Source organism: Photobacterium sp. SKA34 (assembly GCF_000153325.1).
Lineage (GTDB): Bacteria > Pseudomonadota > Gammaproteobacteria > Enterobacterales > Vibrionaceae > Photobacterium.
In genome coordinates this window covers 515,750-534,993 of the sequence record NZ_CH724141.1, presented here as the reverse complement: position 1 = coordinate 534,993, position 19,244 = coordinate 515,750, and the positions used below count along the sequence as shown (strand labels likewise).

Below are 19,244 nucleotides of genomic sequence, written 5' to 3'. Positions count from 1 at the left end.
CTATTTACGCTCCATTTTTTGTGTTGTCAGTGTATGGACGTACTTCCATACCTGATTTTAATTTAGACACACCAGCGATCACAATACGTTCACCAACTGTCAGGCCATTAAGTACGGTAATACAGTTTTTGTTGACACTGCCTACTGTGATGTAGCGTTTTGATACTGAATTGTCTTTATTAACCACCCACACAAATTGTTTGCTCTTGTTGTCAGGAACGACAGACGCGAGTGGAACAATAATTGGGTTTCGGTTTTCCTGTGGACACAATGCAAGGTTAGGTGAAACCTTAACGGGCATACCTGGCAAGATATTTAATCCTTTATCATCATTAATACCCAGTACAACAGAGAATGTTTGAGTGATTGGATCGGCTTGGGTGGAGTAGGTACGCAGACTCAGTGGCAACAGTTGATCGGGGTTATTGTTCAATTCAGCAACGGCTTCACGACAAGTCATACCTGCGAGCATTACGTTATCTGTAATGTTAATCACCACTTCTAAATCATCAATGTTATGTAGTGTTAAAACAGGGTTATTGGCTTGAATTTGAACGTGATTATCAATTAATTTACTCCCAATAATGCCACTGAATGGGGCGATTAATTGTGTGTAATTTAGCTTGTTTTTCGCTTCATTAACTCGGTTTTGTGCCAAGTTATAACGCACAATAAGTTTATCTAAATCACTTTTAGAAATCGCTTGGCTGCTTTCATAAATGGCTTTACCACGTTGGTAAGCTTTGCTTGCATCAGTTAATTCAAGTTGTGCTGCGGCAAAAATAGTTTGGGCATCTTTTGGATCAAGCTTTGCTAATAGTTGACCTTTAGTCACACGGTCACCTTCGTTAACGAAGATATGGTTTACTCGACCTGTGACTTGAAATGATAAGTCGGCACGTTGCGCAGAGCGAACGACACCATTAAAGCTCAAATTAGTATTGGCTTTAGGTTTTACAATTTCAGTAAGTGCAGGGCTAACTATAGGCTCTTTAACTTGTTCTTGTTGTTCTTTATCGCCACAACCTGACAGTACGACAAGCGCGACTAATAAACTAACTACGAGTTTACTAAATGAGAATGATGCCATGTTGGACATTGCTGATTGAGTTTTCACCGGATTCTCCGCTATCAGTATGGGACGGTATAAAATTAGAAAGCATGTTTATTTGTATGGAAATAAAAAAAGTAGACTTTCGAGTATATTTTATGAGGGAATGGTGTTTTGTAAACTATTAAGTGTACTTTTTTGTGACAAAATGTTAGATTAGGATCATAGGCGGTGAAAATAGGCAGTGAATCAATGAAGCAAACGGAACGGAAGCATTTAGCAATTCTTGCGGCAGCAAAGGCAGAATTTATCGAACATGGATTTATTGCTGCGAATATGGATAGAATTTCACAGGTTGCTGAAGTGTCAAAACGGACCTTATATCGTCATTTTGATAGTAAAGAAATGTTATTTATTTCAGTGCTTAAGATTATTCAAAACTCAGTTAATGAAAATGTGCAATACCATTTTGATCCACAAACGTCATTAAAAACACAGTTAACTGAAATTACACGTCGAGAAGTTGATATCATGTACAATACATATGGTATTTCTCTTTCTCGCATTATTGTGATGGAATTTATTCGCCAGCCAGAATTAGCTAAAAACTTAGTGAAAGATCTATATAGCACTAATGCAATTGCAGATTGGTTTAAATTAGCTATTGAAGAAAAAGCAATTGTTGATAAAGATGTCGCTTTGTTAACCAATATATACATGAGTTTATTTCAAGGTTTATTTTTCTGGCCTCAAGTAATGGAATTAGCGCCACCTTGTGAAGGTATTCAAGTAGAAGAAAATATTAATACTGTGGTTGATGTATTTTTGAATTCGTTTGCTATGACCAAGTAATATTTTTAATAAAAAAGATATCTCGATATTTACAATATCATTTCACGTTCTTTTGATATTTGGCATGATATAATTCTCTCAGCAAATAGTTAGACTGACAAATGCCTATTTGTAATTGTTAAAAAGCAATGTGTATTTGTTTTGGCAATAATGTGTATTGTCAGCTGTAATATAATATTCATAAACTCGGGTTAACGTGATGAAAAAATTATTAGTTGTTTCTGCTTTTCTTCTTGCATCAACATCAACATCAGCATTTGCTGCAACTACGGCTGCGCCGCAACCTGTTCATCAAGGGGGCTTCACTGGCCCTTCAGCAACACCTGTTATTAAAATGATTAGCCAAGTTAAAGATGCACAAGATGATGCTGCTGTTGAATTAACAGGTTACATAACAACTTCACTAGGTGATGACGATTACATGTTTAAAGACAATACTGGTGAAATCAAAGTTGAAATCGATCATAAAGATTGGAATGGTGTGAATGCAACACCAACAACGAAACTTAAAATCCGTGGTGAAGTAGACAAAGATTGGTCTGATCGTACGGTTGATGTAAATGCTGTTGCTTTAGCTAACTAATTATCCACTCAGGAATAATTTGAATTAATCGCTATTTCTGGTTTAGAAATAGCGATTTTTTATGTTATTTATTTAAAATACATTGCTGAATAACTTTGGCAACACCAGCATTGTCGTTAGTGTCAGTAATCAAATTAGCGATGGCCTTCGTTTCTTCTGTTGCATTTCCCATTGCAACACCAAGACCTGCATACTCAATCATATGGTGATCATTGCCAGCATCCCCCATACAAATAACTTCACTTTGTTTGATGTCTAAGTATTCTGCTAGTGCTTCAACGCCCACACCTTCATCACTTCTTCGTCATTTTCTAGTGTTGCAAAGTCTTCAATAGTAATTGCAAGACCATTAATTTTTGCTTCATGATCAGTGTAATAATTATTTTTTGGTGTAATTAGACCTTGGCGACGTGTAAATGCATGAACATGAACACCAAGATCATTAGCCAGTGAGGCAATATTTTTGGCGTCTAATCCCGTTAGTGTTTCACTACGAATAATTTCTTTATTGGAAACACGTTGAACGAGTGAAGCATTGTAGCTTAGAACAAAATCATTGCTACCTGTCATGTTGAGCTCAGTTAGCGCCCATGTCATTCCTTCTAAAGGGCGTCCAGATGCTAATACAATCGATACCCCTTGCTCGCGAGCCGCTGAAATTGCAGCTTTATTTTCTTGGGAAATAGTACCGTCAGAACTCAGAAGAGTGCCGTCCATATCAAGTGCAACTAATTTATACATCATAATATCCATGACTGAATTAAAACTGTTTTCATCATAAGCAAATTGAGCGGCGAAAACGATAAGAATTATGTTTAATAAGCGTGCTTTTTATCATTCATTGCGGACAAGTTTATGAATGTAATAACCATTCATGTAATATTAAAAATTGTTACCAGATAATTATTTATTGTTAATAAACTTGGTGTTTTTGGTTTAATTTGTTTAGACTACTAAATAAATTGGCACAATAAATTGCCTTTTGAGTAGTTCTTAGCGCACTGAAAAATTGTTTTTACTCGTTTGCGCTGATCGATTCGATATAAATGATAAGGATAATATTTATGCGAAAGCTTCTGGCTGCGACGGTATTGCTATCAGCAATGTCAGCAACTCAAGTCTATGCAAGTGAATGTGGAAAAGTCACTATTGCTGATATGAATTGGAACTCTGCGACATTATTAGCCAATGTGGACAGTTTCATTTTGCAACATGGATACGGTTGTGAAACAGACCTTGTTCCTGGTGATACGATGCCGACAGGTACATCAATGGTAGAGAAGGGCGAACCGGATATTGCACCTGAATTTTGGAGTAATTCGATGAAAGCCGCGTTAGATCGTGGTGTAGAAGAAGGGCGTATCCAATATGCAGGTACGAGTTTTTCTGATGGTGGTGAAGAAGGCTTTTGGGTTCCAGAATATATGGTGAAAAAAGATCCAAGCCTAGCGACTATTGAGGGTATTAAGAAGAATGCCAAGTTATTCTCTCACCCTGAAGACCCTGATAAATCTGCATTCTATAATTGTCCGGCGGGTTGGAATTGTCAGATTTCTGCCGGAAACCTTTTCGAAGCACTAAAACTTGAAGATGCAGGATTTGACCTTATTGATCCAGGTTCAGGTGCCGGTCTTTCAGGTTCAATTGCTAAAGCTTATGAGCGTGGTGAAGCGTGGTTTGGTTATTACTGGGCACCGACAGCGGTGTTAGGTAAGTACAAAATGGTAAAAGTAGATTTTGGCTCAGGCATTGATGCTAAATACTTTAAAGAGTGTTTAACCAAACCTGAGTGTGTTGATCCGAAAGCATCTATGTACCCACCGTCAGAAGTAGATACCGTTATTACTACCTCTTTTGCCAAGCGTTCACCTGAAGCGGTGAAATACTTAGGTCAACGTTCTTTTACTAATGCACAAATGAATAGCCTTTTAGCGTGGATGGAAGACAACCAAGCTGATGGTGAAACGGTAATGGAAGAGATTTTAACGAATCACGAAGATATTTGGGTGAAGTGGGTTTCTCCTGAAGTTGCAGATAAAGTACGTGGTGCTTTAGCTGATTTGTAAGCTGTACGTCTACAGTGGTAGCTAATACCGCTGTAGCCACTTCGCTAAGGAGATAGCGTAAGTGGGAAATAAAAGTAGTATGTATGGATAACATTTATGTCAGATAAATCATGGTTAACTGAATTTCCACAGCTTGAGCGTGCTCAGTTAGTTGAAATTCGAAAAACGTTGGACGGTGCTTACCGTTCTTTTTCTCGTGAATATGGCGATACAATCGAAGGCTTCTTCGATCCTCTTCTTTCTTTTCTTATCTGGTTTGAAAAACTTTTACTTGCCACACCTTGGTGGATAGTGATTGCGGTATTGGCAGCAATTGCCTTTGTAGCAAGTCGGTCGTGGAAATTATCACTCGGTGTCGTGTTGTCGTTTGGTTTTATCGGTGTGTTTGGTATGTGGGATAATACCATGCGAACCATGAGTATTATTTTAGTCTCTACGATGGTTGCCATAGGGATCGGAATACCAATAGGTATTGCCATGGCACGATCCGAGAAGGTTCAACGGGTTGTCACACCACTACTTGATGTGATGCAGACTATGCCTGCCTTTGTTTATTTGATCCCCGTTGTTATGTTACTCGGCCTTGGTAAAATTCCAGGCTTAATCGCTGTTGTTATTTATTCTGTCCCACCAGTGATCCGCTTAACCAATCTTGGTATTCGTTTGGTTGATGAAGAAGTGCTTGAGGCAGCCACAGCCTATGGCGCAAGCCCTATGCAGCGTTTATTTGGGGTACAGATACCACTTGCAATGCCGAATATTATGGCTGGGATAAACCAAACCATCATGATGGCACTTGCGATGGTTGTTATTGCTTCAATGATTGGTGTGAAAGGGTTAGGTCAGCCTGTATTAAAATCGATTACCAACCAGTATTTCACCTTAGGTTTATTAAACGGCTTAGCAATTGTTGCACTCGCAATTATTTTTGATCGCATATCGCAAAGTTATGCTAAACGTACACAGCAACACTTAGGAGGTCGATCATGAGTTCATTATCAAAGCAGGCTCCCCTCATTAGAGTGAAAAACCTCTATAAAGTGTTCGGTCCAAAAGCGAAAAAAGTCGTTCAGCAAGTGAAAGATGGGGCATCTAAAGATGACATTTTAGCGAAAACTGGTCATACCGTTGGTTTAAGCGATATCAACTTAGATATTTACCCTGGTGAAATCTTTGTGATTATGGGCCTATCAGGTTCTGGTAAATCCACCCTAATCCGTCACTTTAATCGCTTGATTGATCCAACTGAAGGGGTCATTGAAATTGAAGGGACAGATGTTATGTCACTTAATGAAAAGCAACTTCAGGATTTTCGTCGTCATAAAATGTCGATGGTTTTTCAACGCTTTGGTTTAATGCCGCATCGCACGGTTTTACAAAATGTCGGCTACGGTTTGCAAGTACAGGGGCTGAGTAAAAGCGCATGGCAAGCCAAAGCTAAAGAATGGTTAGCTACTGTTGGCTTAAATGGTTATGAAAATAGCTATCCTGCAAACCTTTCTGGTGGTCAGCAACAACGTGTTGGTTTAGCTCGCGCATTGTGTACTGATGCTGAAATTTTATTAATGGATGAAGCATTTTCTGCACTTGATCCTCTGATCCGCAGTGAAATGCAAGATCAGCTTATTGAATTACAAGAAAAGTTACATAAAACGATTGTCTTTATAACTCATGATTTAGATGAAGCATTACGTTTAGGCGATCGCATTGCCATTTTACGAGATGGTGTATTAGTGCAGCAGGGTAAACCTGTTGATATTTTATTAAACCCAGCTGACGATTATGTCGAAGCTTTCGTTAAAGACGTTAACCGTGCACGTGCACTGACGGTTGAAACGGTCATGAAGCCACAAGTTGTCCGTATCTCTTCTGAAACGATTGGCGAAGCTGTTGCTGAAATGCGTAAAGTAAAAGATGATTTCGCTTATTACGTTGATAATGAAGGTTATCAAGGGGTGATAACTCAAGAGAAATTAGAAAGCGTAAAAGAATCTGATTATGCTAATGCAATAGACGCTTCAATGCTTGAAGATGTCCCAGCAGTTTCAACTGATGCGCTACTTGAAACCGTGATCCCTGAGACTTTAGATAGTGATCACCCACTGCCAGTAGTGGATGCTGATGGACAGGTAACAGGGCGATTGTCTCGTTCAACATTGGCTGAAGTATTGAGTGATCATGCAAATGATGCAGCATCAGATAAAAATGTTGAAGTCATTAAAAAAGTAGAATCTAAAGTCGCTTAAGTCATCTTTGTTACTATTGCTTGTCGATACAAATATAACCAGTGTGTTATTGCTTTCATTAGCGGTTACCACTGGTTTTTTCGTTGTAAGGTATTAAATATGTTAAGGAGGTACCGATAATGCGTCATGGATAGCGCAAATTGCTGACATTTTTTTTAAATAGTGGTCAAATACAGGAAATAGTAAATAGCCTATATTCGCTCTATTTCTCAATGTATTCGCTGATTAAGAGCGAGAAATAGTCTAATGTCGTATGGTGAGTAAATACATGAGTATCTCTAAACAAATCCTCGTCGTTGATGATGATAAAGAAATCCGTGAATTACTGGAGGAGTACTTAACCAAGAACGGTTTTGAAGTACAAACTGCCGCGGAAGGCGAGGAAATGAAACGTTGCCTTGCTGGTGGATATCCAGATTTGATTCTACTCGATATCATGATGCCGGGGGATGATGGGTTTACCTTATGTCAGCATATTCGCAAAACGTCAGATGTCCCTATTATTATGCTGACGGCTGTTTCTGAGGAGATGGATCAAATCATAGGGCTTGAGATTGGGGCCGACGACTATATCGCAAAACCCTTTAGTCCTAGACAGCTGTTAGCTCGTATTAAAGCGATATTACGTCGTAGCAAAGTGTCAGATAACCAGCACTCCAACCCTAGTGCAAAATTTATTAGTTTTTCTAATTGGCGTCTAGATACCACAGCACATCGTTTAGTAAATGTACTGAATAATGAAGCGTTTGAGCTAACAAGTGGTGATTATTCATTGTTGATGCTATTTCTATCGAGACCGAATCAAATTTTAGATCGCGATACTATTTCATGTGCGACTCGTGGAAGAGATGCGCAACCGTCAGAGCGTGGTATTGATGTCGCATTAAGTCGTTTACGTAACCGTTTAGGCGACAAAGGTCGTACTCAGCGTTTAATTAAAACCAGTCGTGGTAACGGTTATATATTTACTGCTGATGTTCGTTATGACGACCATGTGTAACGTTAGCTGTATTATAGATAAACAAGATTAAGTGTGGTGATTACCACACTTTTTTATTATCTTGAGATAGGTAAAAATTAAATTATGAAATGGAAGTCACTATGGCCTAAGTCATTGGTTTCACGTACGTTATGGTTAACTTTGTTGGCTGTGTTTCTTGCGCAAGTGATCGCAACAGGTATTTGGTACACCCAATCAAAGAAACGAGATTTGGAGGGGCTGCAATCATCATCAGCAAGTATGGCAACCATGTTTGCATCGACAGTGAATTTTTTTCAATCATTGCCGCTAGAATATCGCCATATTGTATTAGAGCAGTTGCGCAATATGGGCGGGACACGTTTTTTTGTGTCGTTTAATGATCAAGAGATCAATATCAAGCCAATTAAAAATACTGAACAAAAAGAAATGGCTGTGTCAGTTTTTAAAACGGTGTTGCATGAAAAATTACCTACTCTTAGTAATATTCATGTTGAGTTTTCACGTCCAGAAACGTTGCATGTATTAAAAAATGATATTTTGCTGTCAGATCTACCGCGTTCTTGGGTACATAATACGTTAAGTTTAGAGCCGCTTAATCCCCCCATTTTAGTAGTGCAAATAGAGCTTGATAAAGATCAGTGGTTATATATTGCAGCGCTATTACCTGCCCCTTATATGATGTTAAAAGATGAGATTATTACGCGTCAGCAAATTATATTTTTAACCTTTAGTACCGTTTTATTACTGCTGTTTACTTACATTATGGTTAGGCGACAGACACGACCATTAAAACAGTTGGCGGATGCTGCTAACGCATTAAGCCTTGATATTTACCAGCCGCCATTAAAAGAGCAAGGGGCGAGTGAATTAGTGATGGCGACACAAGCATTTAATCGAATGCAGTTGCGTTTAAGAAAATATATTGAAGATCGTGAACAGCTATTTTCTTCTATATCACATGATTTAAAAACGCCAATCACTCGCTTACGGTTACGTGCAGAATTGATCGATGATGATGAAAAAATAGATAAATTTAATCATGATCTTGATGAACTCGAAATCATGGTGAAAGGGGCCCTGCAGTGTGTAAAGGATACCGATTTACATGAGAATTTAGTGACCATTGATGTTGAACAGTTACTAAACAGTATTGCTGAACATCATAATCATAAAGATACAAAAGTTTGCTTACCTCAACATCCTATTTTGCCGATTATGGCAAAACCGTTAGCCTTAAAACGTTGTTTAAGTAACTTAATTGATAATGGCGTGAAATATGGACACAGCGTGACGGTAAATGTCATTGATAGTGCAGATAAATTGATCATTACCATTAGTGATAAGGGGCAAGGGATCCCTAATGCAAAGTTAAAAACGGTATTTGAACCCTATGTTCGCTTAGCAACCGATAATACGGGACATGGGCTTGGGATGGGGATTTCGCGTAATATCGTAAGAGCTCATGGTGGTCAGTTAACGATCAAAAACGCTATTAAAGGTGGGTTGTTAGTGATTGTTGTACTCCCTCGGTTATTAAAAAGTGCCTAATGTTATTGTCAGATCTAAGGTAAAAATGAATATCAAGCAATGGAGTCTCTACGCCTTATTACTGCTTGTTTGTCAGCCAACTTTTGCAGGAGGTACTGTTGAAGTGTTGCATTGGTGGACATCAAAAGGTGAATCTAAAGCTGTTCAAGTTTTAAAAGAGAAAATGGAGGCGGAAGGGCATCACTGGAAAAATTTCGCCATTGCAGGTGGTGGTGGTCAAAGTGCGATGACAGTCCTAAAAATGCGCGCAATATCGGGCAATCCACCCACAGCTGCACAGTTAAAAGGACAAGATATTCAAGAGTGGGGACGCTTAGGTTTTCTGACATCACTTAATAAGATTGCAGAGCAAGAGCAGTGGGATAACGTGTTATTACCTGAGGTGGAGCAAATAGTTAATGATCTTCAGTTGATAAAATATGAAGGTCATTATGTTGCTGTACCTGTAACATTACATCGGGTCAATTGGCTCTGGATTAATCCACATATCTTTAAACTTGCAGGCGCAAAAGTACCCACAACATTAACTGAATTTTACGTGGCGGCCGATAAAATCAAAGCGGCAGGTTACATCCCATTAGCTCATGGTGGGGAATCTTGGCAAGATGCTACTTTATTCGAAGCGGTGGCGTTAAGTGTACTTGGTGCAAAAGATTATGCGAAAGCGTTTGTTGATTTAGATTTAACAGAGCTTAGTAGCGATAAAATGGTTGAGGTTTTTCGTCAGTTCAAAAAGATGCGAGAGTATATAGATCCAAATGCAAAAGGGCGTCGCTGGAACCAAGCAACTGAAATGCTTATGCATGACAAAGCCGCAATGCAAATAATGGGAGATTGGGCAAAAGGTGAGTTTACTAGCGAGCACAGAATAGCAGGTAAAGATTACTTATGTGTACCAGTACCGGGAACACAAGGTATGTTTTCTTATAATCTTGATACCATTACTTTCTTTAAGTTAAAAAGTAATAAAGCAGATGAGATGGCACAACAAGATTTAGCTCAAATACTATTAACAAAGTCATTTCAACGAGAATTTAGTTTAGATAAAGGCTCAATCCCGATCCGTAAGGATGTATCTTTAAAGGGATTTGATTCTTGTTCATTAGCCTCAATGAAAGCATTTAAGTTTGCAGCAAAAAACAATGCACTTGTACCCAGTTTTTCACATAATTTAGCTACATCCAGTGATGTTCAAAGTGCAATCATTGATGTTGTAAGTCGTTTCTTTGATGATCCAAGCGCGGATCCAAAAATGGCAGCTGTTCGCTTATCTCGCGCAGTAAAATCCGCGATGTAATAGACGTATGTATTTGGAAAATAATAAGGATAGGAAAATGGATTATTTAGCGAGTGTTGAAATAGAACCAAATGTTCCCGCGACAGCCAGTGTTATTTGGTTACATGGCTTAGGATCAAATGGACATGATTTTGAGGCTTTGTTACCGCATTTACAGTTAGAAGAAACATCGCCAATACGCTTTATTTTTCCTCATTCGCCAACGTTAAATGTAACGATCAACGGTAATGTGTTAATGCCAGCATGGTATGACATTATTTCATTAGATACATCTCGTAAAATTAATGAAGCACAACTGATGGAATCAGCTCAAAAGGTAATAGATCTTGTCGAGCGTGAAATTAGTCGTGGCATTCCTTCTGAACGCATTATTCTTGCGGGATTTTCACAAGGTGGTGCTGTAGTTTATCAAGCAGGATTAAGTTACTCCAAGCCATTAGCGGGAATATTAGCATTATCAACCTATTTTCCAACCGCAGAGATCATCCAATATAGCGATGTGAATCGTAATATGCCGATTGAAATTATGCATGGCTCTTATGATCCCGTTGTTATTCCTACATTAGGTGAAATGGCACGAGATGATGTTATTAAAGCGGGATTTAAACCGCACTGGCGTACATACCCAATGGAGCATCAGGTTTGCATGCCTCAAATTGAGGATATTTCAGCATGGATAAAACAAACACTGTCTTAAACCTGGCCTTAAATAGGTTTAAAAATTTGTAGTTAAAAATCAAACGCATCAGAGCGGTTATCGATCTGATGCGTTTTATATTGCCGATTGATTTACTTATTAATCGATCAAGGGTGCTTGGTTCTCTATTGAATCAAGCGGTTTACAGCGCTTATTGATATCATGCGAAACAATAACCGCAACAATACAGCTCAATACCATAGTGGATACTGGCATAGTTAACCATACACCAACAACGCCAAGTAATTTCGGTAAGAAATACAAAAACGGCAGTTGTATTAGCATGTTACTAATTGAAATCACCAATGCTTTTGACGCTTGATTCACCGACATAAAGTACATTGTTGCCAAGACAATAAAGCCATCTAAAAACATTGCAAACAGATGTAAACGAATACCTTGGGTCGCTTCTAATGTCAGTGCACTGTTGTTGCTGTTAAACAAACTGATCAAGGTTGATGGGAAGCTCGTCAGTAACAAGAACCAAGCGATACCTGCAATCACCGTCGTCTTCATTGCTAAAATTAATGTTTGTCTTATATGTTGAGGTTGTTTCGCACCGTAGTAGTAACTCACTGGCGGTTGCAAACCTTCACCAATACCTTCTGCGACCAAGTAGTACATCGTCATCATGTAGCCGACAATAGCAAAAGCGCCAACAGTTAATTCTGTGCCATATATCATGAATTGATAATTGTGTAATGCGACAACAAAACTACCATAGAGGTACATGATCAGTGCTGATGAGCCTAAAACCATGATCTTTTTACTTTCTGACAATGAAAAATCAGGCAGTAAAATTTTTAGCTTTAAAGTTGAGTATTGAGAGCAAAAATAGATTAAGCCACCAACACAACTAATACCCTGTGCGATCAACGTAGCAATCGCGGCACCTTTTAATTCCCAACCCATTAACCCCAAAAATACATAATCAAGAAGAATATTGGTCAGTGCGCCTATTACTAATAACGTTGTTGCGATTTTCGGGCTGTCATCATTTCGGATCAACATCGGCATTGCGCCTGCTAAGACAGTAATAAAGGCAGCATTACCAAAAGTAGAAACATAGTCTAAAGCAAGGTGCTTAATGTTTTGTTGGGCACCTTGAAGTTGTAAAAAATAGTCGCCAAAAAATGTAAACGCAGTAAATGAAAGACAGCCAATGATAAAAGTTAGGATCAAGCCGGTATTAAAAGCGCGCTGAGCATTACGCTGATTTTGCTCACCGCGGGCGATTGAAATTAGCGTCCCGCTACCAATACCAATCATCAAGCCTAAACCTGATAATACGAATGTTATCGGCCATGCCATATTAATTGCGGCTAAGCCTTGGTAGCCAACGTAGTGGCCGACAAAGATCCCATCAACAATTTGATAGAGCCCATTAACCATCATTGCCGCAATTGAAGGGATGGTATAACGCCAAAAATTTTTAGATATATTGCTCGACAACGACATCGGTTCATTACTGTGCATAAATATTCTCATAAAATGGTCGACCCACGACTATTCAGTTGGTGGGAATCGCTGTATTATCTCCGAATATTAGATTGCTCAAAGATATTATATATCTGATTATCGGATGGATTGATTTATGGATTGGACATTAGATCAACTCAATGCTTTTGTTATTTCAGTACAACAAGGCTCTTTTTCGGCAGCTGCTCGGCGGTTAGGAAAAGCACAGTCACGGATCAGTACTTCCATTAGTAACCTAGAAGCAGATTTAGGATTTGAACTATTCGATCGAAGTGCAAGATTACCGATCCTGACCCCTGAAGGTCAGCAAATGTATGAAGAAGCAAAGGTCGTATTAGCCCAATGTGAACGGTTACAATCTCGGGCATTGACGTTAACGCAAGGTGAAGAAGTTACCCTGACCATCGCAATGGATGAAGCATCACCATTAACCGCCTTTGAAGATTTCTTTCAACGTGTTTCTGAGACATTTCCATTATTGAAATTAACCATTATTAATGGCTCGAAAGATGATATAGCGACCCGTGTCGATGAAGAAATGGCAGATATTGGCATTTTATTTTTCAGTAAAACCTTGCCTAGTAGTTTAGAATTTACACCTATTTGTGAATTTAACTCATCACTGATTGTGGGTGAAAATCATCCATTAGCGCAAATTTCAGCACCTACCGTGCAGCAATTAAGCCAGCACCGCCAGCTATTAATTTGCGATCGAAGTGGACGCCACCACAGTGAAGCGTTATCAGCTAATTATTGGCAAATTGACAGCTACTATTCAATCACCTCGTTTGTATTAAGAAATATGGGCTGGGCATTTGTGCCTGATCATGTTTTTACGTATGACTTTTTCTCCGAAGGTGTTGTAAAACTGTCGATGGAAAATATTCCCGCTTCGCAATGGATTGAAATGGGCGTTGTTAAACGCCGTGATCGAGCGACAGGGCCCGTTATAAAATGGATTCAGCAAGAACTAAAGAAAATGTTTACTCAATAGGTTAAGTCTGATTATCTATTGTTGTTTTGATGGTATCGCAGTGATTGACACTGAATTATTATGCGCGAGTTGAGAAGTTAATGTCTAAAGAAGCACCAGCATCATCCTTACCACTTATTATTGCCGGTCCTATTTTACGTAAAGCGACAGCAACGCAATTAGTACTATGGTTTGCGACCACGGAACGATTGAATGCTACTTTTTACTTATACCAACAAGGTGATGATACACCTTGTTATCAAGCCGTTATTGCAGATGAACATCAAATTCAAATCGGTAAACATGCTTGGGTTGTACTCGCACAGTTTGAGGGTGAATTTGCAGTTAATACTCCACTTGCTTATCAGCTTGATACCCAGCAAGGGCTTTTAACCGATTTCATTCCGTCATTGACCTACGATAATGAATCTATGATCAACATTGTGATCAACACTAAAGCCGATTATGTTTTACATGGCTCTTGTCGTAACCCTCATTATCCAAGTAAAGACAGCTTAGTGGCAGCGGATAGTAAAGTTGCTGATCAACCCATTCTTGAACGCCCAAGTTTATTAATGATGAGTGGTGATCAAATTTACGCAGATCATGTTGCAGGTCCTACACTTGATGCCATTGAACAAGTGATCCAACTGCTAGGTTTACCCTCTGAAACGTTTGAACAGACTAACATTGCAGATACAGAAGCCTTGTATCAGAGTCCTTATCATTTATATGGACGAGATAAATTATTACCGACGTATATTGATACTCAAACGTGGTTAGGTAAATTATTGCCTGATCGTGTTGTGCCTATTTTTAGCTCGCGAGAATGTGAAAATCATCTAATCAGTTTTAGTGAATTTTTTGCGATGTATTTACTGGTATGGTCACCAACATTATGGGATTGGATTGATCGCGAGCGTTTTTCGAAGCGAAATTTCACTTGTGGTGGGGTGCAAATTGCACCTAAATGGCAGCAACTATGGCACGAAGAAAGCCATATTATGGATGATTTCGTTCAAGGTCTCCCTCAAGTTCAGCGTTTGTTTGCACATATTCCAACTTATATGATTTTCGATGATCATGATGTAACGGATGATTATATGCTTAATCGTCGCTGGGAAACCGCAGCGTTTAACAACTTATTTTCACGCCGAATTATTGGTAATGCGCTCATAAGCTACTGGCTATGTCAGGCATGGGGTAATGCACCAGAGAAATTTGAACAGCCTTTCCTTGATGACGCCAAGCAGTATTTTTATAAGCCCTGTAATCAAACACAAGATGCATTTATCGCGCGTTTAAATCAGTTTGAACAATGGCACTATACCATTTCAACCACACCTAAAATGGTAGTATTAGATACGCGTACTCGACGTTGGCGTTCAGAATCGAATGATAACCGTCCATCAGGGTTAATGGATTGGGAAGCCATGATTGAGTTTCAGCAGGAATTATTACATGAACCGGCGGTGATTATTGTTTCTGCTGCACCCATGTTCGGTGTAAAGTTTATTGAAACATTGCAACGAATGATGACATGGATAGGGCAACCATTGCTCGTTGATGCAGAAAACTGGATGGCACACCCGGGTTCAGCCAATACATTACTGAGTATTTTTACCCATACCAAAACACCGACCCAATTTATTATTTTATCTGGCGATGTTCATTATTCTTTTGCTTATGACATAACGCTTCGTAACCATAAAGGTAAATTCCATATTTATCAGATCACGTGTAGTGGTTTAAAAAATGAATTCCCTAATCGCTTATTACGCTTTTGTGATGCAATGGATCGAGCACTATATAGCCCTCATTCACCGTTAAACTGGTTTACCAAGCGTAAGAAATTGCTGATTGAAAAGCGTGATCCAGATATTGCAGGCGGGCACCGATTGGTGAATCGAAGTGCAATAGGAGAGCTATATCTAGCATCAGATGGTACGCCTAAAGTGATAGAAATCTTAACAGCGGAAGGTAAAATCATTCATTTCCCATTAAAAAAGTAAGGGTTATGTCAAACAGTGTTAATTTTGTGTCATGGTTTTTATCCGTTTAATAACAATGATTTAAACTAATATTACGACGAGCTTTTGAAGGGAGATGTCATTTATTTTCATTTTTTATAAGATCCTATACATAAAATAGCTTAATTTGAGGGCTCTAAAATGCTAAATTATAGAGCGTTGCTCAAAGAGAGTTTGCTATAGGATTAGGTATTTTGCGAAAAGGATTGATGAGTCAGTTATGCAATGAAAAGGTATTTGTTGCCTTTTTGTTTCTATCTTTTACAGGTTTGGCTGGGGCTCTTTTTTTCGTTGGTGAAAAGACTTATGACATTGATTCTGTAACTGGAGAAGTAACAGAAACGTTCTCAAATTTTGAAACAGGAGAGCGAAAATTAGTTCTAAAAGTTATTCCAGAAGACAGTGAAAAAGCAGTAAATGTACCTATCAAGTCGAGTGTTTTTTGTCCGGTAGGTTCTGATGTTATATTGTTTAAAAAAGAATGTAAGTTGTTTGGACCTACAGAGTATGAGCTTATTTCATGTGGCTGTAATATTAAGGCTTATTAAATAAAGTAATAAGTATTTATCTACATTGAAAATTTAATCTATTACTATGCAGTAAAGTCTTTTCGTCACTATAAAATTATTACTACTTACGTATTTTTCTGCCTGAATAATGGATATTAAATCACATATAAAAAGGAATATATGAATTACGTTAATAAAAGATGATGTTGAATATGTTCATAGTACAAACTCATTACTTTTAAGGTATTACAACTTTTAAATTATTATTATTCTCATCACTACCAATATGAGTAATGCGTTTGGATGTATTAGTACTTAAGAATACTATTCTGGAGTAATCAGCAACTAAATATATAGAGAAATCATTATTGTTGGGCACTGCATTTGCTATGCTTATATAGGTTGAGTAGCAGGTATCATACCTGTTTTGCTGTTCTTATATTCATTTTTATATGTATTTTTATTCGTGAATTAGATTTATTGTTTATGATATATTAATTATAGCTTTGGGGTATATATGCCTTAATTATTACTATTTATGCAATAGGATATGTACTAACGGATATAAAAAATACGCTATTAAATTTTTAAGTATTTTTTATTAATGAAAATTTATCATTAATTCGTTAGATCTATTGATATTATTAGCCTATTCTCATTTATTTGGAGTATATGGTTTTTAGTATTAAGTAAAGGGTGATAATTTTATTAGGGTAGTGAAAAATATAGCTGAAGAAGGCACTTAACTTTTAGGATATACAATAATATTCTATGTATCAGTTAAAAATTTTATTCCATATTTAAAAAAACAACGAGTAATAACTATATTAAATATTGATATAGTTATTATCAAAATCTAGAATTTTTCAATTAATGAGAAACTCTACCTTTCCTAAGAAGAATGGAAAATAATGTTACGTTATTTTCCATTTTTTATATTTTCCATCTTGAATTAAAAGAGATTTTTTACCTAAAAGTAATAAATTGACCTATTATTGACTTGGAAATGACGTCGTTAAGACATAGGTTTATCTGGTAGATAGATACTGTCAGGGTCATATTAAAACAGTATTCGTTACAGGGGTTTGTATGAAAAAAACAATTATCGCGATGACTATCGCTGGTTTATTTTTAGTTGGTTGTGATCAGGCAAAACAAGATACAGCTACAGATAGTACATCTGCTGCCCAACATTCAACCGTTGAAATGAAAGATAAAGTGACGGAACAATCTGGTACGGCGTTAGATGCAACTAAAGATACGGTGTCTGATGCTGCAGACGTAGTCAAAGATCAAACCAATAAAGTGGTTGATAAAGCATCTGAATTAAGTGATTCAGCGGTTCAAAAAGCGTCGGAGATGACTGATTCTGTAAAAGAGAAGACAACTGACGTGGTTGACAAGTCAAAGCAAGTTGTTGATAATTCATTTGATTCTATGAAAGAAAAAGCATCTGAATTGAAAGATTCTTTAACGAATTCATCAGCTGATGAAAAGACTTCTACGGGAGTTTCAGAAATGAATAGTTCGGTATCAGAAGTAAAAGATACTGTTGCTGATGATTCAAAAGCGTTAATGGATGAGACAAAAGAAAAAGCTACTGAAGCGTCTGATGCGATCAATACAGCTGAAGGTTCTGCAGATCATTCAATGGATGAAATGAAAGATGCTGCAATAGATAAAACAGCAGTGGCAGAAGATGACGTAAAAAATGCCGCAAATGAAGCAGTGAAATCTGTCGATGATTCAGCTGAAGCTGCGCAAGATAAAGCCGCTGAAATGAGCGATTCAGCTGTTGATAAAACAGAAAATGCTGCTGATGATTTAGAGAAAAAAGCATCAGATGTATTAAATTAAGCGCCCTAAAATTTCAAATTTTATAGCAAGATACCGTGAAACTCGTACTTGTGAGTTTCAAGGTATCTTGTTTCTTCTAAGGAGATTAAGATGAAAAAAACACTATTAGTTGCTGCAATTCTTGGTTTAGCACTTGTTGGCTGTGACCAAAGCACAGATAAAACCGCAACAGATATGCAAAACAAGGCGTCAGATACCGCTACACAAGTAATTGATTCGACAAAAGAAGCTGCCAATGATGCAGTTGATTCAACTAAAGCTGTAGCCGATGATGCTGTTGATTCAACTAAAGCAGCTGCTAATGATGCTGTTGATGCCACAAAGCAGGCTGCTGACGATACAGCAAAAGCGGCGAATGAAGTTGCAGATAAAACAGTTGATGCATCAAAAGAGATGGCAGATGATGCAGGCAAAGCTGCGGATAATATGAAAGACGCAGTTAAGGATGCAACTGCTGAGTAATTGATAGCATTGTCTATTATGGTGTTCTGTTTTATGAAGTGTACGTATCCATGATATCTTGTGTTATTTCAAGGAGATTAAGATGAAAAAAACGCTTTTAGCTACAGCCCTTCTTGGTTTAGTGCTTGTGGGTTGTGATCAAGCTTCAGATAAAACGGCATCAACGGCGAACGGTCAAGTTACAGAATTATCACAAGCTGCTGATAATGCGAAAAACTCACTTGATTGGATGGGTGAATATACCGGTATTGAGCCTTGTGCTGATTGCTCTGGAATTGAAACAAGCTTAACGCTAAAAGATGATGGAACTTACATTTTAGATCAAACTTATCAAGATAAAGAAACCAAACCTTTAACTACAGAAGGTAAGTTTGACTGGAATGATAAAGGCGATACGATCACCTTAAATTTAGGTGGTGGTCAATCAACACAGTATTTCGTGGGTGAACAACGTATCTTCCATTTAGATAAAGATGGTAAACGTGTCCAAGGTGATCTTGCTGATGCGTATACTTTAAAAAAGCAAGTTCATAAATAACACATTATGTTCGGAACACTGTGCTGTTAGCATATATATTAAGCCCTGATTTACAGGGCTTAATTATATCTAGC

Annotated in this window: 17 protein-coding genes and 1 pseudogene; 15 read left to right on the top strand and 3 right to left on the bottom strand. The window is 37.9% G+C overall.

Features of this window, described 5'->3' with window-relative positions; all coding sequences use genetic code 11:
- Positions 1-4: 4 nt before the first annotated feature.
- On the bottom strand, positions 5-1,117 hold the full coding sequence (locus tag SKA34_RS03885; protein ID WP_157044446.1) for an efflux RND transporter periplasmic adaptor subunit: 1,113 nt from the start codon (positions 1,115-1,117) through the stop codon (positions 5-7).
- A 186-nt stretch (positions 1,118-1,303) separates the two neighbouring features.
- On the opposite strand from SKA34_RS03885, the gene SKA34_RS03880 reads away from it, so the two are divergent.
- Both SKA34_RS03880 and SKA34_RS03875 read left to right on the top strand, forming a co-directional pair.
- Entirely contained in the window at positions 1,304-1,903 is a 600-nt protein-coding gene (locus SKA34_RS03880; protein ID WP_006644208.1) for a TetR/AcrR family transcriptional regulator, read from the top strand.
- Between the two features lie 199 nt (positions 1,904-2,102).
- The gene (locus SKA34_RS03875) at positions 2,103-2,486 is read left to right on the top strand and encodes a YgiW/YdeI family stress tolerance OB fold protein (RefSeq protein WP_006644207.1); all 384 of its coding nucleotides are present in this window, start codon (positions 2,103-2,105) and stop codon (positions 2,484-2,486) included.
- Positions 2,487-2,550: 64 nt separating this feature from the next.
- Here SKA34_RS03875 and SKA34_RS03870 read toward each other — a convergent pair.
- A pseudogene (locus SKA34_RS03870) lies at positions 2,551-3,227 on the bottom strand (Cof-type HAD-IIB family hydrolase).
- Between the two features lie 323 nt (positions 3,228-3,550).
- Here SKA34_RS03870 and SKA34_RS03865 point away from each other — a divergent pair.
- The 7 genes from SKA34_RS03865 (at position 3,551) to SKA34_RS03835 (ending at position 11,322) form a co-directional block, all read left to right on the top strand.
- A complete protein-coding gene (locus SKA34_RS03865) occupies positions 3,551-4,552 on the top strand; it encodes an ABC transporter substrate-binding protein (protein ID WP_006644204.1) in 1,002 nt (333 codons plus the stop codon).
- 96 nt (positions 4,553-4,648) lie between these two features.
- Positions 4,649-5,542 (top strand): proline/glycine betaine ABC transporter permease, encoded by an 894-nt coding sequence (locus SKA34_RS03860; protein WP_005364222.1) that lies wholly within the window; start codon positions 4,649-4,651, stop codon positions 5,540-5,542.
- Positions 5,539-6,798, top strand: coding sequence for a glycine betaine/L-proline ABC transporter ATP-binding protein (locus SKA34_RS03855; protein ID WP_006644203.1), 1,260 nt, complete (start codon positions 5,539-5,541; stop codon positions 6,796-6,798). The genes SKA34_RS03860 and SKA34_RS03855 overlap by 4 nt, the downstream gene beginning before the upstream one ends.
- 268 nt (positions 6,799-7,066) lie before the next feature.
- Positions 7,067-7,798, top strand: a complete 732-nt coding sequence (locus SKA34_RS03850; RefSeq protein WP_006644202.1) for a response regulator — start codon at positions 7,067-7,069, stop codon at positions 7,796-7,798.
- A gap of 84 nt (positions 7,799-7,882) precedes the next feature.
- The gene (locus SKA34_RS03845; protein ID WP_006644201.1) at positions 7,883-9,328 is read left to right on the top strand and encodes an ATP-binding protein; all 1,446 of its coding nucleotides are present in this window, start codon (positions 7,883-7,885) and stop codon (positions 9,326-9,328) included.
- Between the two features lie 25 nt (positions 9,329-9,353).
- Positions 9,354-10,625 (top strand): ABC transporter substrate-binding protein, encoded by a 1,272-nt coding sequence (locus tag SKA34_RS03840; protein WP_006644200.1) that lies wholly within the window; start codon positions 9,354-9,356, stop codon positions 10,623-10,625.
- Between the two features lie 37 nt (positions 10,626-10,662).
- Complete coding sequence (locus SKA34_RS03835; RefSeq protein ID WP_006644199.1) at positions 10,663-11,322, top strand: alpha/beta hydrolase; 660 nt, start codon at positions 10,663-10,665, stop codon at positions 11,320-11,322.
- 99 nt (positions 11,323-11,421) lie between these two features.
- On the opposite strand, the gene SKA34_RS03830 is transcribed toward SKA34_RS03835, so the two are convergent.
- A complete protein-coding gene (locus SKA34_RS03830; protein ID WP_006644198.1) occupies positions 11,422-12,798 on the bottom strand; it encodes an MATE family efflux transporter in 1,377 nt (458 codons plus the stop codon).
- A 118-nt stretch (positions 12,799-12,916) separates the two neighbouring features.
- On the opposite strand from SKA34_RS03830, the gene SKA34_RS03825 reads away from it, so the two are divergent.
- The 6 genes from SKA34_RS03825 to SKA34_RS03800 all read left to right on the top strand — a co-directional run bounded on the left by SKA34_RS03825 (position 12,917) and on the right by SKA34_RS03800 (position 19,170).
- Complete coding sequence (locus SKA34_RS03825; RefSeq protein WP_006644197.1) at positions 12,917-13,795, top strand: LysR family transcriptional regulator; 879 nt, start codon at positions 12,917-12,919, stop codon at positions 13,793-13,795.
- An 80-nt stretch (positions 13,796-13,875) separates the two neighbouring features.
- Positions 13,876-15,786: a hypothetical protein gene (locus SKA34_RS03820; protein WP_006644196.1), complete on the top strand. Its 1,911-nt coding sequence runs from the start codon at positions 13,876-13,878 to the stop codon at positions 15,784-15,786.
- Positions 15,787-16,013: 227 nt separating this feature from the next.
- Complete coding sequence (locus SKA34_RS03815; RefSeq protein ID WP_006644195.1) at positions 16,014-16,352, top strand: hypothetical protein; 339 nt, start codon at positions 16,014-16,016, stop codon at positions 16,350-16,352.
- Between the two features lie 1,050 nt (positions 16,353-17,402).
- Positions 17,403-18,170, top strand: a complete 768-nt coding sequence (locus tag SKA34_RS03810) for a hypothetical protein (RefSeq protein ID WP_006644194.1) — start codon at positions 17,403-17,405, stop codon at positions 18,168-18,170.
- Positions 18,171-18,260: 90 nt separating this feature from the next.
- Positions 18,261-18,632, top strand: coding sequence for a hypothetical protein (locus SKA34_RS03805; protein WP_006644193.1), 372 nt, complete (start codon positions 18,261-18,263; stop codon positions 18,630-18,632).
- 82 nt (positions 18,633-18,714) lie between these two features.
- Positions 18,715-19,170: a copper resistance protein NlpE gene (locus tag SKA34_RS03800; protein WP_006644192.1), complete on the top strand. Its 456-nt coding sequence runs from the start codon at positions 18,715-18,717 to the stop codon at positions 19,168-19,170.
- Positions 19,171-19,244: the final 74 nt, after the last annotated feature.